This window comes from Pseudoalteromonas sp. SR44-5 (assembly GCF_014163675.1).
GTDB classification, from domain to species: Bacteria; Pseudomonadota; Gammaproteobacteria; order Enterobacterales; family Alteromonadaceae; genus Pseudoalteromonas; species Pseudoalteromonas rhizosphaerae.
In genome coordinates this window covers 36997-50771 of sequence record NZ_JACJDT010000034.1, presented here as the reverse complement: position 1 = coordinate 50771, position 13775 = coordinate 36997, and the positions used below count along the sequence as shown (strand labels likewise).

Sequence of the window (13775 nt, the reverse complement as noted above, 5' to 3'; positions counted from 1 at the left end):
GAATGGCGCCGAAATAAAGAAGGCGCCAGTATAAATTGGATGTTTAATGTTGATTCAGCACGTGAAAAACTAGAGAGAGCTTACGGTGCTCTCAACTAGTCAAAATTTGTGTGACGAAGTACTAGTTGGCCATTAATGGCAGCCTGAATACTCAAGGTTGCACCACCAATCACCGCCAAAATTATCATAATTATAGTCATCAGCGTCCCCTAACCTTGTGCCATTAAAATTAATGCAATGACAATAAAAAATAGTGCCATAAGCCGTTTGCGGTCAATCTGGCGATGTTGACTACCAAATAAACCATAATGATCTATCAGCAAACTTTTCGCTATTTGTCCCGTCAATATACTGATCATCGTCATAGCAATACCTATCACAGGTGCTGTGAACGTCAATATAACGACATAAACAGGCCCCAACACGCCGCCTAACAATGTCCATGATGGTTGTTTGAAAAAAGACGGGCTATTGCGAGGACTAAAAAATAGCATCAACATAAAGGTAAGAGCAACACCAACACCAAACACACTAAATGTGGCCCATAATTCTCCAACCTCACCACCTAAAGGGCCCAATAAGCCTGCTTCTACAGACAGCCCCATTCCTCCCATAACGACAATTAAAATCAAAATAAACTGCATGCAAATCTCCTATTAATAAGGAATAAATAATAACCTAGAGCTTTAACGCGAAAAATGGGATTATATAAGAAACACTTTTGCAGGATTTGCACAAATGAATGATTTCAGTTCGATCAATATCAGAGCGTTAAAATTTTTTATCGCCGTGTATAAATGTAAAAGCTTTTCTGTTGTTGCTCGACATGAAAATGTATCGCCTTCTATGGTCTCTAGAGTAATTTTGCAACTTGAAGATGCCCTTGGTCAGCAACTTTTTTACCGTAACACAAGAGCAATAATGCCAACCGAAGCGGGCCGAATTTTTCATGATTATGCGCGCTCAATGACCGAGCAACTCAACGAAGTACGAAACGAGCTGCAGGATAGAGCAACTCAACCCAAAGGGTTAATAAGAATTAATGCGCCGGTTTTTTTCGGACAAAAACACATAGCGCCTTGGCTTGGTGAGTTTTTAAATCGCTATCCGAAAATTCAAGTAGAGTTGACTCAAACCGATGATTTTATCGATCCGCATATTGATGCCGCTGACGTGATTTTTCGTATCGGATCTCTTGCAGATTCATCGTTACATGCTAAAACATTAGGACTGCAAACTTATCATTTAGCCGCATCCCCTGCTTATCTGAAAAAATATGGCACACCAAAAGTACCGGCTGATCTTAGTCAGCATCAGGGCTTAATTTATCGCGGTTCATCGGGGCAAAATCGTTGGTTAATCAAAATTAATTCGTCATGGCAGCAGCAAAGTGTAATACCGACTTTAGTATCTAACAACGCTGAAACGCTGTTTATCGGGGCTTTGAACGACATGGGAATTGTATTATTCCCTGATTGGTTAATTGGTGGAAGCTTAAAAACAGGCGCTCTTGTTTCACTCTTAAGTGAATTTGCGCCAACAATAAAAACAGGACCACAAAACATTACTGCAATTTACCCTAATACACGACAACCACCGTTAAATGTTCGAGTATGTATTGATTACTTTAGTGAAGTTTATGGCAACCCGCCGTACTGGAAATACCAAAATTAAGTATCTGCGTTATGCTCTAACGGGTGCAAACAGACCAATAGTGATACCTAAAAAACACACCCGCTCAGCACACAATTGCATGTAGCTAAGTGACGCAGTTACTCACTGATTTTTTGGTGAATAATTTAGTCTGAGGGTAGATTTATACACTACAACTAGGGGTATACTGGAAATAGGTTTTCAATTGTGGAAAATAGTATGCTCCCAACAACACACCCTATTTTTTGGCGCGACCCCGAGTTACCATTTGTCGAGCTGCGCCAAGTATTAGATGGCCGCAAAGTCACTTATGCTCCCCACTCCCACCAGCAATGGTCAATTGGCGCAATTTTAGCGGGGCAAAGTGAATTCATTTGTGAAGATCGTCTACATCAAGTAACACATGGTAATTTAGTATTAATGAACCCTGATGAAGTCCACGCCTGTAATCCAAAGCAAAACTCAGTGTGGGCTTATTACATGATGCATATAGATAAAAATTGGTTAGCAGCGTTATTGTTCGAGTCTGGCGTCACAAAGCAACAAAACTGGCAAGGAAGTCGCTTGGATACAGTGCTACTACCACAGCTTTATCAGGACTTTGTTATCTTGTGCCAAAACCTAATGACAAATACGTTTACCGCAGCACAAAAGCGCACGTTGCTAAGTAGTTACTTCGTGCAATTATTTACGTACCTTGATTGCGTTGAGCCATTACACGAGCAAACGTTATTACCTGAAAATAAGCTATATCAAGTAGCGAACTACCTGAATGAGCACTGTTTTGAAGACCAATCAATTAACACAATCAGTACACTTTTTGGCTTTAGCAGCAGTTATTTAGTGCGCGCTTTTAAACGTCATTTTAATATGACTCCGCACGCTTATCGGTTAAATCGTCGTATTCAATTAGGTCAGCAAGCACTAAAACAAGGCCAGCCAATAGCAAGTATCGCTCACAGTGCAGGTTTTAGTGATCAAGCGCATTTTCAGCGGGTCTTTAAACAACGCGTAGCGGCAACTCCCGAGCAATATCGCCGTACTTTATCACTGTAAATTAAAACCACTAAATCAATAATAAAAAGCAGCTGCCAGCCAGTAATAGTGCAAGAATTTTATTCATCACTCGTATTTTAGCTGGGCTTTGAAAATGCTGCCCGAGCCGTATACCTAGCCAAACCCAACAGCCAAGTGATAACCAACAAATAGGTAAATATAAACTTGCAAAAGTAACCAGTTCAAATCCTTGCGCCCCTGGACTATATGCTGCAATGCCTGATAAAGAAGCCAACCACGCTTTAGGGTTAAGCCATTGCATGATCACACCTGTCATAAAGGTAGGGGCATTTTGCTTAGCGTCAGCTGTGAGGCCGCCATCATCGATAAATAATTGATAACTGAGATAAAGTAAAAAAGCGATACCGAGCCACTGTAATACACCAGTGATCCAGGCTAATTGCGCAATGAGATAATGCAAACTAAAACCAATAAACAAAAATAATGCAATGAAACCAAAGGTAGCACCAGTCACAAATATTAAGCCTTTTTTTGCCCCATATCGCGCACTACTACTTAACGAAACAAGGTTAACTGGCCCGGGTGATATAGACGCCGCCAAGGCAAATAGTGCCATTGAGATGATCACTGATAAAGTCATAACGTATACTTAGGTTATTTAAAGTGGCGTTTATTATCTGTTGTTGCAATAAGCCATGTATTGAACAAAATTGACCTTGTTGTAAATAAAATAGCATCTGACAAATTACCCCTGCAAAAACACAGCTGCACTAAAAAAATCGGTGTTACACTAGAATTAGTCCATCTTACAAATTAGCGAACCATGAAAGAATGTAATCAATGTGGTAAATGCTGTATTAAATACGGTGGTGGCGATCTGAGCGCCACGCAAGAAGAGATTGATCTATGGGAGATATTTAACCCCGAAATCTTTGAGTTCGTTAAAAATAACCAAATATGGCACGACCCACAATCGGGAGTAAAACTAAGCCAATGCCCTTTTCTTGAAATAGCCCCAAAAATAAATCCCCTCGCCGCAAATAAATATACCTGCAGTATTTATTTAGACCGCCCTGAAGATTGCCGCCACTATCCTAGCCTTATCACCGAAATGGTAAGAGACGAATGCGAAATGATTGAAGTAATCGATTTAGATAACTATAAAAAAGCACAAAGAAAACTAGATCTATTAATGCAAGACAGTCGCCCTGGCGGCTATACAGAATAAAACAGAGCTTAGCTTTGAGTGAGCTCCTAGCCATTAGACTAAAGACTTAGAACCCAGTAATTCATTAATACATGCCGTATAACTGGCTTTTTCAAAGCAATAAACAACAAATATGAAAATAAGGTATTGATTATTAACAATAGAAATTAACTTTTGAATATTTTCTTCTCTGCTGGCTATACCTGCGCCAAGCTACTTTAATCCGTCATGCTCGACCTTTGCCTAATCGTAATTGATAAACCTCTACTTTATTCTATCGATTCAATATTCATTGCTTTATACAAGCTGTTTTTTTATTTTGAGTTAGCAACAATGTTGCAGGAGAATTCATGACAACCACGCCAAAAGATGACACGTCATCCCAAGCTGAGCAGGTAAGCGATACTCAAACCGTTTCCGATAGCTATAAAAATCTTCATAAACCAAGCTCTGAGTTTGCCAGTCGAGACGATTATCTCGAGCATGAACTGCAAATTATGCAACCAAAGCGCTGGCGTCCTAACTTGCCTTTTCGGGATTACCGCTTCGAATTTGAAGACACGATTCCCGCTATGGCAGGGACAATTGGTAAAGTTGTTATGGTAGGCGCTATTGCCGCCACCTTTGCCGCACCGCTTGGTTTAAGTGACGCCTTTGTGTTAGAAAACGTACGCTATGAGTTACTCATAGTGGCTATTTTTATCATCTTGTTTTCAGGTTTTATTTTACCCACTGCTAACTTAGCGGGAACCCACGGACCACTCATTCCATTAATTCCCATTGTTGTTGCAGCAGGCGGACACCCAATGGCATTCGGGCTACTCATTGGCGCCTTAGGGTTACTGCTTGCCATCAGTAAAGGCGGCAGTTTGTTGGCACGACTAACCAGTAAAGGGGTGTGCGGCGGATTATTACTTTACTTAGGATTCATAGGCACTATATCGCAAGTAAAGAAACTGTTTGCATGGGCTGAAAAAATTCAAATGACCCACATTGCCTTCATCGTTATTTTGGCCACTATTTTACTGTACGCGCTACTCGAACATTTTAAAAAACGTTGGTTAGCTGTGCCGCTCAGCTGCCTTATTGGTGGTTTAACGGCCTTTGCCTTAGGTGCGCCGTTTGAATTTAAAACCGCCCCTGGGTTACCAAATATGAACCCTATGTATTGGTGGGGTGAAAACACCGGTTGGATGTTAGGTTTGCCGACTCTTGAAAGCTTTGTAGTCGTATTGCCCTTTGCCATACTGGCAGTGGCCATGTGGTCGCCAGACTTTTTAGGCCATCAAGTATTCCAAAAGATCAGCTACCCAAAACGCACTGAAAAAGTGCAAATGAACATTGACGATACTATGCTCAGTGCATCAGTTAGGCAAACCTTTGGCTCTATTTTAGGTGGGTCTAACTTCACCTCATCATGGGGCACGTATATTGTGCCTGCCGCGATTGCTAAGCGCCCTATTCCAGCTGGTGCAATTTTAACCGCACTTTTTTGTGTAATTGCAGGTATATGGGGTTATCCAATGGATCTCGCCATTTGGCAACCGGTACTGTGTGTGGCGTTAATAGTGGGTGTATTTATCCCACTGCTTGAGGCAGGTATGGAAATGACTCGCGAAGGTAAAACCACGCAATCAGCAGCTATTGTGGTATTTGCTTCAACGTTAGTAAACCCAGCGTTTGGCTGGTCACTGACCATGCTGCTCGATAACTTAGGCTTAATTGGCTGTAAAGAGCGCAGCTCTGAGCTGACCCATATGAGTCGCTGGATCATTCCGCTGTTTATGTTTGTATTATTGACCAGTGTTATGGCCATGGTGGGCATGCTGCCAGGTATTCCAGCGTTGCTAGAAAACTTTAGGCACTAATACAAAAAGGGGGGAAGCCAGTACAGCGCTTACCCCCCCTTTTTAATAACCGTGACTTCGTTTTATTCGTCTTGCAACGCCATAGCAGCAAGTTTCATGGTACTTGCAAATGATTCTGCGCCAGCGATAAACAAGCCATTGTGGCAAAACATTGCGTCATCAATGCCCGTTTGCGCTTGAAATGCAGCATCTGATAAACCAGCCCATGCTTTTGGTAGTGACTTTCTGTCTTCAAATGAACCCGGTTCAACAGGCACCGTTTGCAAAATCCATTTGCCTGAATGCGATGGATAAACCATGTATAACGCTTCTTGCGATAAAGCATGCACGGTTTTTTTCCACGGCGTATATTGCTCTAATACAATCACTCTTGCATCATCTGCGTTATCAATCGCTTTAGCGACGATTGCTTTAGCATTAATGCCGCCACTGGCTGCTGCAATAAAACGTGTTAAAACACGCGATGCAAATTCAACCGCCTCATCAAAACAACGATCAAAGTCACTTTCCTCTTGCCATGTTGGGTTAAACATTGAAATTGTTTGGCTAAGACTGATCCCTTTCGATACACCTTCAACATGACCGCAATCAATCGCATCAATGGTCGATACCAAACCGGCATCAACTGCATGCGCAACATCTTGGTCACCCTGACACAGCTCTAAACCATATTTTTGCCAAATTAAACCAAATGATGAGTATGGGATGCCATTTTCACGCTCGCCGGCACCGCCACGTTGGTGATGATCAAAACGTCCAGCAGCTGGGTCATATTCGCCGCCAACATCAATCACTATGTCAGCTTGCGCGATTAATTCTAAATCACGGGTACGTATAAGTTTAAAAGTAGGAAGAATATGCCTAAGTGCGGCGATACTAAACACATCATCCGCATGAAAATTACCGTTATGAGTTGCTACTGTTATATCATTCATTTATTTAATATCATTTTAGAAAGGAGTAAGAAGACGGCGAAATTTAAACTGATCCGTTAGCACAAAATAGATAAGTCAAAATTACAAGCACAACAGTATACGCTATCGGCGAGCAGCCCACAAAAACAGTGAACCACTTTGTGGTAATTAATCGTCTAGAGGAAGATAAGCTACAGTAATAACAAAACAACAGTAGATTGATGGTAAAAACATAACCAATCCATACATGAACTGTCTTCAGTAAAACTTTCTCCTCGAGCGATAACTCAGTCTTTGCTAAATAAAATTGCCGAACCCACGGCCATTAAACTAAGTATATTATTTAAAGAGCAAGTTAAATAATATTGTTGCCTTGCTCAGGATCGCGAGAGCGCTCAGCTTGTTCACGAATTTCATCAGCATCACTGCTCACATCATCAATACCAGCATCCAGATGCGCAATCGGTTTGACTTTTTGATCTTGCGTAGTGGGTTGTTCCGGAGTCTTTTGTGCTTGCTCACTTGGTGCATTTAAAATAATCCGTTCACGAGCATCATCAGGCATACTAATACCATGCGCGTTAAAGCTATTAACCATTTCACGCATCAATTGCGACGCTACCTTAACCGGGCTGTTTTGCTCACTATTAACCCAAAAGTAAATACTGAGATTGATAGTGGCTGAGCCTAATTCATCAAGTAACACCTGTGGAGCCGGATCTTTTAGCACAGCAGCTTGTTTATCCATTAAACTCAGCGCTAACTGCTGAGTGTTACGTATATCGTTATCGTAACCTATGCCTATTTTATAGTGACCGCGCATTTTCGGATTAGCAGTAAGGTTTTTAATCACATTTTTATAAACAGTCGCATTAGGTATTTGAATATGATTACCATCAAAATCAACTAATGTGGTCGCCCGCGCAGTGACCTTTTTTACTACCCCTAAGCAGCCATCGACTTCAATAACATCATCAATACGAAAAGGACGTTGCACACTTAATAGCATGCTCGATATAAAGTTTTCTGCAATATCACGAAATGCAAAACCTAAGATTAGCCCGACTAATCCAGTTCCGCTCATTATCGCCACGGCAAATTCACTTAAGCCTGCTAAGCGTAAAAATAAATAAACTCCAAACAAAATGATCACAGTACTAATAAAGCGACGAGCAACAACATGCAATAACCGCCTTTCACTTACATAGCCAATAGGTTTCACTAATAAATAAGACACAGGCTTTGCTAAAAAATAGCACACGATTATTGCTGCTATACCTAAAGTGAGAGCAGGTAACATTTGCCAAGCACTTTGTAAAAAATGCGCAATTTGTGAGTTTATACCGTGCCAAGATACTGGCGCTAAAGGATCCGCATTGGTACTCGTTGTTTGTATTTTTAATGCGCTAATAATTTGATTATTAATACTATTCATTATTTCCATATGTAACTCATGCGCTCTTTATTGATAAAACCATTAATTCTGTAGAAGCAAATTAAACGCCAACTTAAGCTGGCAAGCACCTTGCACCTTAACTTCTAATAAATAGTGACTAATAACCATCAGCAAGGAATAAAATATGGCACATAAACCACGTGGCTACACAGCAGATAAACCAACCGAGATCCCCTTGCTGGGCTGGTGGGATATCAGCAAGCGGGTATATCAAAGTATGTCGCAAGATAACTTATCCTTTGTTGCCGCTGGTGTCGCCTTTTACGCATTACTCGCTATTTTTCCAGCACTGGCAGCCTGTGTTTCGCTGTATGCTTATTTCGCCTCTACGGCGGATGTTAGTGAACAGATTAGTAAGTTTATTACTTTATTGCCACCAAGCAGCCGAGAAATCGTTCTACAACAGGTATCTGAAGTTACCCAACAATCACAAAAAGTGTTAAGTGTTAGTGCAATAAGCACGTTGTTATTAACCACATGGAGTAGCAGTAAGGGCTGCCAAGCACTGATCACAGCCTGCAATATTACCTACCATGAGCAAACCAAAAGGCAGTTTTTCAAAGCGCTTTTAGTGCGCTTTCTATTCTCTATTGGCGCTATATTGGTCGCCGTAATCGCATTATTAATCATTGGTATATTGCCTATCGCACTTAATATTGTTGGTCTAGAAAACAGTATCGATACGGTGATCAAATTACTCACTTGGCTGTTACTAGCAGCGACTTTTCATTTTGCTTTAGCTTTTGTATATCGTTATGCACCCCATAGAAAAGCGGCAAAGTGGCGTTGGGTTACAACTGGTTCAGTAATGGCTACTGGGCTTTGGATCATCGCATCATTAGGGTTTTCATATTATGTGTCACAGTTTGCTTCATACAATGAGACCTATGGTTCTTTAGCCGGGGTCGTGATCATGTTGATGTGGTTGTATATCAGCGCCTATATTATTATTTTTGGCGCTGCAATTAATGCCAGCACCGAACAGCAAACCATGGTTGATAGCACCGTGGGACCTGCACATCAGTCTGGCAATCGCGGGGCTTTTGTAGCGGATAACCTAACGAAAAAACAAAAATCAGAACGTTCTGTTAAAACGAATGAATAGTGCTATTTTTACCCATGGTTGTTTAATTTTATTGTGTTTAAATAATACCATACAAGATTCGGAGCAAAGCAATGAAAGTAATAAAGCAACTCAATAGCCATGCAACCCAAGATGGTGATGGCGTAAATATTAGCCGGATACCAGGCTTTGATGGTAAGCATTTAGATCCTTTTTTAATGATCGACGAATTAAAATCCGACGATCACAGTGACTTTATGGGTGGGTTTCCTGCCCACCCGCATCGTGGTATCGAAACCTTTACCTACATTATTAAAGGCGGCTTTGAACACCAAGATCAAATGGGCAATAAAAAAGCTATTCGCGCAGGTGACGTGCAATGGATGAGTACCGGCTTTGGCGTTATCCATAGCGAAATGCCACTTGCCGATGCGATTGAGGGGATGCATGGCTTTCAAATTTGGCTCAATATGCCAAGCACTGAAAAGCTCAGAGCACCGAAATATCAAGATACTACTGAGCACTCTGCACCTGATCATAAAAATAGTCAAGGTGTTGAACTAAAAGCACTGGCTGGCAGTTGGCAATTTGACCAGCAAACTCAGGTTTCAAGCCTACAAGAACTAGCAGCCAATGGCATGCTAGCAGATGTAACATTACCTGTAGGCACTGAGTTTGCCCACCCACCTCTGATACAAAGCAAGGTGATGATTTATATTCATACCGGCTCTATCAACACCGAACAAGGTGGTCCAGTAATGGCTGGCAGCCTACTTATTTTAGAGTCCGGTAGTGATATTAAATTTAGCTCGCAAAGCGGCGCTGGGGTACTTATTTTAGCCGGTGATCCGCTTAATGAACCTATTGCTCACATGGGGCCGTTTGTGATGAATACGCAAGCTCAATTACGAGAAGCAATTAGTGATTACCAAAGCGGTAAATTTGGTAGCTTTTAAAACACGATATAGGAGTCAATTATGGGATTACTAGTCAACGGTAAATGGCAAGATAAATGGTACGACACCGATAAAAGCGATGGTGAGTTTAAACGCGAGTCTGCACAATTACGTAACTGGATAACCAAAGATGGCAGCGCAGGCCCAACTGGTGAGGCGGGCTTTAAGGCACAGAAAGGCCGTTATCATTTATATGTTTCATTAGCCTGCCCATGGGCGCACCGCACCTTGATTTTTAGAAAATTAAAAGGCCTTGAAGACTATATTGATGTCTCTGTGGTTAGCCCAGATATGTTAGATAACGGTTGGACGTTTGATAAAAACAACCACAGCACTGGAGATGCACTTTTTGATAAGCAATTTATGCATCAAATATACACCGAAAATAAAGCAGATTATTCCGGAAGAGTAACTGTGCCTGTGCTTTGGGATAAACAGCAAAATAAAATAGTCAGTAATGAATCTGCTGAAATCATTCGCATGTTTAACAGCGCCTTCAATGATTTAACTGGCAATAAACTAGACTTTTACCCAAATAACTTGCACGCTGAAATCGATGCAATTAATGAGCTGGTGTACAACAACATTAATAATGGCGTGTATCGTAATGGGTTTGCGACCACTCAAAAAGCCTATGAAGAGGCATTTAATGACTTATTCACTGCATTAGACAAAGTCGAAAGTATTTTACTCAAGCAGCGCTATTTGGTGGGCAACACCCTAACAGAAGCAGATTGGCGATTATTTACCACTCTAATACGCTTTGACAGTGTGTATGTTGGGCATTTTAAATGTAATCTGCGTACTATCGAAAATTACCCGGCACTGAGTGAATACTTACGTGAGCTTTATCAGGTTGCTGGCGTTAAAGAAACCGTTGATTTTTATCATATCAAACGACATTATTATTTTAGTCATACCATGATCAACCCAACGCAAATCGTCCCTAAAGGGCCCAATATTGATTACGCTCGCGAGCATAATCGCGGTTAACCAATTTATACTACCCCTGCAAAATGGCAGGGGTAGTATAGGCCTTTTTATAACCACCACAAATCACAATAATGCCTTTTAAAGCTTTGATCACCACTGTATTGTATTGATAATATAACCAAAATAACTTTTTTCACCGACCAGATTTACTCTTTTATTCTTGAGCGTTAATAATTCAGCTTTATCTAAATACCATCTTATTGAATGCGTTTCTTCACTTGCTAAATCGGAAAACTTTAATTCTACGCAGTGCGGCTCATAGTCACTACTACATGTTGTTGCCTCAACTAATAAATATTCTTGCGACCAATACTCAGCCAATTGATAATTTGCCCATAACTGTATTGGGATATTAATGAATGTCCAAAAGTAAAAGTAAATAAACACTGGACTAAAAAGCAGCGTAAAATACTTAACTAAACGTCCCTCAGCAATAAAATGCTCATCTAAGCTTTCCTTCACTTGAGCAAAATTCTTATACTGACTAAAAAGGTAACCAATCGTCAGCACTGTCAGCGAGGGTAAAACCCATTGTAAAATAAAATTGTAATTAGCATTAGGGATAAATGCGGGATCCACACTTTCATACCAGATGAAAAAACCGCAAGGCATAAAACAGGTAATCAATAATATTAAAATAATCCAAAAAAGCTGAGGTTTTGCCATAGAAATTTAAAGTCCTTATAATTTATGACCTGAGATAGCATAACAAATGCCTATTATACAAACTGTTGCAGCTATAGTTTACTACTCTCAATATTTATTATTTGAACAAACTCTTTAAATTTTTACTATAGGTACGACTGACTTTAAGTGTTTTACCACTTTGTAATACAGCCGTGTATTCAGAGTTTCTAAGTGGGTTAAATTGCTTTATATGGCTTAAATTCACAATCGTTGATTTATGTATTCGCAGGAAATCTTCAGGCAAGGTGTTTTTTTCAAGCTCTTTTAAACGCGCACGCATTACGTGTGTTTCAGCAGGTGTGTGTACACACATATAATCCCCCGCCGCATCAATCCATAAAATATCTTTAAACGGAATAATTTGAATTGGGTTTTTAGCATCTTGAATAACTAAATTCTCAGCTTCAAACTTATAGTCAGAATTACCCGCCACTTCAAGTGGTTGCGATTCATTGATCACCAGCGATTGGTGCACTTCAATAAGTTCGGTTTTTCTGTTTAGCTTTTGGGTTTTAATAACTCTTTCAATGGCTTCTGCAAGGCGAGCTAACTTAACGGGCTTAAGTAAATAATCCAGCGCCCTCACCTCAAAAGCTTTAACAGCATGTTGATGAAATGCCGTAACAAAGATAACCGCAGGGCAGCTCTCTGGTTGAAAATGTTTAATTAATTCAAAACCTGACTTTGTTGGCATTTCTATATCTAGAAACACTAAATCTACATCATATTCGTTAAGTACTTTAATTGCTTCATCAACACTTTGTGCACTGCCAATCACTTCAATTTCAGCAAAGGCTTCTAAGCGAATACGCAAACCTTCAATAGCACTGTATTCGTCATCAACGAGTAACGTTTTTAATTGAATCATGATTGCAAACCATTAATTGGAAGAGAGATACAAAACCACGCACCACCGGTAGTCGCATTGCCTTTTTCAATTCGGTGACTATTACCATATATTAATTTTAAGCGTTGCTCACAATTAGCCAAGCCGATGCCTCTTTTGGTTTTTTTATTATCATCAAAGCCTTTACCAGTATCAGCAACTTTAATGAGCAATGCGGATTTTGTTTTTTCAACATTAATTGTGATCACCATTTTTTGATCTGCTCGCATACCATGTTTTAACGCGTTTTCTACCAATGGTTGAATTAATAAAGAAGGTATTAATAAATCGTTGCATGGTTCATCAACGCTAATATTAACCTCTAGCTTGTCAGCAAATCGGCATTGCTCTATATCTAAGTAGGTTCTTAACATTGCGATTTCTTCTTTGATAGCTACTTTTTCAAGTGGGTCGGTATATAAACTATGGCGCAATAAGTCACATAGTTTTTCAAGCATGTTTACTGCCTGCAAGCTTTCTTTTTTCAATATTAACGTGCAAATGGCGTTAATACTATTGAACATAAAATGCGGGTTAAGCTGATATCGAAGCATTTTTAGCTGTGACTCTTTCGCTAAATGGGTAGCTTCTGCGGCCTTTTGAGTTTGCTCAAGATTATCTAAATAAATTTTAATCCCGTAATAAAAGGCAGTCCATGTTGAAAGCATGGTTAACGAGGCTGACGTCCATGTACCAAAGTCAAACCATGACATTGAAAGCCACCAGTTACCATATAACCACTGCAAGGAAATCCATTTAATTTGCGTCCAGAGTAATGTTGCAATTAGAAGCAGCATAATACGTAACGCGACTTTAACTTTGAGCTCTTGCTGACTAAAACAGTTGTAAAATCGTCTTAACGTTAAAGTGATCAAAAAGCCACACGCTACATCAATAATTAAATGCGGTATATGTATTGTCCATGGCTCTTCGCTTGGTATTTTTATCATTAATTCGGTCAGCATTGCATAGACAATCCAACCACAACTTTGGAATAACCAGAACAACTGACTTCTAGGGTTATTACTATTCACATTATTAAATCCAATGTTATAGGCTGTTGATTAATAAACGT

14 protein-coding genes are annotated in these 13775 nt (G+C 40.1%); 7 read left to right on the top strand and 7 right to left on the bottom strand.

Annotated elements, in window-relative coordinates:
• Positions 1-209: 209 nt before the first annotated feature.
• Positions 210-644, bottom strand: coding sequence for a DMT family transporter (locus H5154_RS16320; protein ID WP_182718967.1), 435 nt, complete (start codon positions 642-644; stop codon positions 210-212).
• Between the two features lie 94 nt (positions 645-738).
• Here H5154_RS16320 and H5154_RS16315 point away from each other — a divergent pair, with 94 nt between their 5' ends.
• Both H5154_RS16315 and H5154_RS16310 read left to right on the top strand, forming a co-directional pair.
• The gene (locus H5154_RS16315) at positions 739-1674 is read left to right on the top strand and encodes a LysR family transcriptional regulator (RefSeq protein WP_182718966.1); all 936 of its coding nucleotides are present in this window, start codon (positions 739-741) and stop codon (positions 1672-1674) included.
• 198 nt (positions 1675-1872) lie between these two features.
• Positions 1873-2709 (top strand): AraC family transcriptional regulator, encoded by an 837-nt coding sequence (locus tag H5154_RS16310; protein ID WP_182718965.1) that lies wholly within the window; start codon positions 1873-1875, stop codon positions 2707-2709.
• Between the two features lie 10 nt (positions 2710-2719).
• Here H5154_RS16310 and H5154_RS16305 read toward each other — a convergent pair whose 3' ends face one another.
• Entirely contained in the window at positions 2720-3310 is a 591-nt protein-coding gene (locus H5154_RS16305) for a LysE family translocator (RefSeq protein ID WP_182718964.1), read from the bottom strand.
• Between the two features lie 183 nt (positions 3311-3493).
• Here H5154_RS16305 and H5154_RS16300 point away from each other — a divergent pair, with 183 nt between their 5' ends.
• Both H5154_RS16300 and H5154_RS16295 read left to right on the top strand, forming a co-directional pair.
• Complete coding sequence (locus H5154_RS16300) at positions 3494-3898, top strand: YkgJ family cysteine cluster protein (RefSeq protein WP_145241077.1); 405 nt, start codon at positions 3494-3496, stop codon at positions 3896-3898.
• Between the two features lie 329 nt (positions 3899-4227).
• Positions 4228-5745: a DUF3360 family protein gene (locus H5154_RS16295; RefSeq protein ID WP_182718963.1), complete on the top strand. Its 1518-nt coding sequence runs from the start codon at positions 4228-4230 to the stop codon at positions 5743-5745.
• A gap of 62 nt (positions 5746-5807) precedes the next feature.
• On the opposite strand, the gene H5154_RS16290 is transcribed toward H5154_RS16295, so the two are convergent.
• Both H5154_RS16290 and H5154_RS16285 read right to left on the bottom strand, forming a co-directional pair.
• On the bottom strand, positions 5808-6680 hold the full coding sequence (locus H5154_RS16290) for an MYG1 family protein (RefSeq protein ID WP_145241081.1): 873 nt from the start codon (positions 6678-6680) through the stop codon (positions 5808-5810).
• 334 nt (positions 6681-7014) lie between these two features.
• Complete coding sequence (locus tag H5154_RS16285; protein ID WP_182718962.1) at positions 7015-8103, bottom strand: mechanosensitive ion channel family protein; 1089 nt, start codon at positions 8101-8103, stop codon at positions 7015-7017.
• A gap of 136 nt (positions 8104-8239) precedes the next feature.
• Between H5154_RS16285 and H5154_RS16280 the strand changes: the two genes are divergently transcribed.
• From H5154_RS16280 to H5154_RS16270, 3 genes are all read left to right on the top strand, one after another.
• Positions 8240-9220 carry a YihY/virulence factor BrkB family protein gene (locus tag H5154_RS16280; protein ID WP_182718961.1) on the top strand — a complete coding sequence of 327 codons (981 nt, stop codon included), beginning with the start codon at positions 8240-8242 and terminating at the stop codon, positions 9218-9220.
• Between the two features lie 71 nt (positions 9221-9291).
• Entirely contained in the window at positions 9292-10134 is an 843-nt protein-coding gene (locus tag H5154_RS16275; protein ID WP_182718960.1) for a pirin family protein, read from the top strand.
• Positions 10135-10155: 21 nt separating this feature from the next.
• Entirely contained in the window at positions 10156-11127 is a 972-nt protein-coding gene (locus tag H5154_RS16270; RefSeq protein WP_182718959.1) for a glutathione S-transferase family protein, read from the top strand.
• Positions 11128-11217: 90 nt separating this feature from the next.
• Here H5154_RS16270 and H5154_RS16265 read toward each other — a convergent pair whose 3' ends face one another.
• The 3 genes from H5154_RS16265 to H5154_RS16255 form a co-directional block, all read right to left on the bottom strand.
• The gene (locus H5154_RS16265) at positions 11218-11793 is read right to left on the bottom strand and encodes a hypothetical protein (RefSeq protein ID WP_182718958.1); all 576 of its coding nucleotides are present in this window, start codon (positions 11791-11793) and stop codon (positions 11218-11220) included.
• 97 nt (positions 11794-11890) lie between these two features.
• Entirely contained in the window at positions 11891-12682 is a 792-nt protein-coding gene (locus H5154_RS16260; RefSeq protein WP_182718957.1) for a LytTR family DNA-binding domain-containing protein, read from the bottom strand.
• Entirely contained in the window at positions 12679-13734 is a 1056-nt protein-coding gene (locus tag H5154_RS16255) for a sensor histidine kinase (protein ID WP_246175609.1), read from the bottom strand. Before H5154_RS16255 ends, H5154_RS16260 begins: the two co-directional genes overlap by 4 nt.
• Positions 13735-13775 lie beyond the last annotated feature (41 nt).

What these genes read in the sequence shown, in the direction of transcription:
- H5154_RS16270 (WP_182718959.1), top strand. Translation starts at nt 10,156, where the DNA reads ATGGGATTACTAGTCAACGGTAAATGGCAAGATAAATGGTACGACACC.
- H5154_RS16275 (WP_182718960.1), top strand. Translation starts at nt 9,292, where the DNA reads ATGAAAGTAATAAAGCAACTCAATAGCCATGCAACCCAAGATGGTGAT.
- H5154_RS16280 (WP_182718961.1), top strand. Translation starts at nt 8,240, where the DNA reads ATGGCACATAAACCACGTGGCTACACAGCAGATAAACCAACCGAGATC.
- H5154_RS16265 (WP_182718958.1), bottom strand. Translation starts at nt 11,793, where the DNA reads ATGGCAAAACCTCAGCTTTTTTGGATTATTTTAATATTATTGATTACC.
- H5154_RS16315 (WP_182718966.1), top strand. Translation starts at nt 739, where the DNA reads ATGAATGATTTCAGTTCGATCAATATCAGAGCGTTAAAATTTTTTATC.
- H5154_RS16305 (WP_182718964.1), bottom strand. Translation starts at nt 3,310, where the DNA reads ATGACTTTATCAGTGATCATCTCAATGGCACTATTTGCCTTGGCGGCG.
- H5154_RS16320 (WP_182718967.1), bottom strand. Translation starts at nt 644, where the DNA reads ATGCAGTTTATTTTGATTTTAATTGTCGTTATGGGAGGAATGGGGCTG.
- H5154_RS16310 (WP_182718965.1), top strand. Translation starts at nt 1,873, where the DNA reads ATGCTCCCAACAACACACCCTATTTTTTGGCGCGACCCCGAGTTACCA.
- H5154_RS16290 (WP_145241081.1), bottom strand. Translation starts at nt 6,680, where the DNA reads ATGAATGATATAACAGTAGCAACTCATAACGGTAATTTTCATGCGGAT.
- H5154_RS16300 (WP_145241077.1), top strand. Translation starts at nt 3,494, where the DNA reads ATGAAAGAATGTAATCAATGTGGTAAATGCTGTATTAAATACGGTGGT.
- H5154_RS16285 (WP_182718962.1), bottom strand. Translation starts at nt 8,103, where the DNA reads ATGGAAATAATGAATAGTATTAATAATCAAATTATTAGCGCATTAAAA.
- H5154_RS16260 (WP_182718957.1), bottom strand. Translation starts at nt 12,682, where the DNA reads ATGATTCAATTAAAAACGTTACTCGTTGATGACGAATACAGTGCTATT.
- H5154_RS16295 (WP_182718963.1), top strand. Translation starts at nt 4,228, where the DNA reads ATGACAACCACGCCAAAAGATGACACGTCATCCCAAGCTGAGCAGGTA.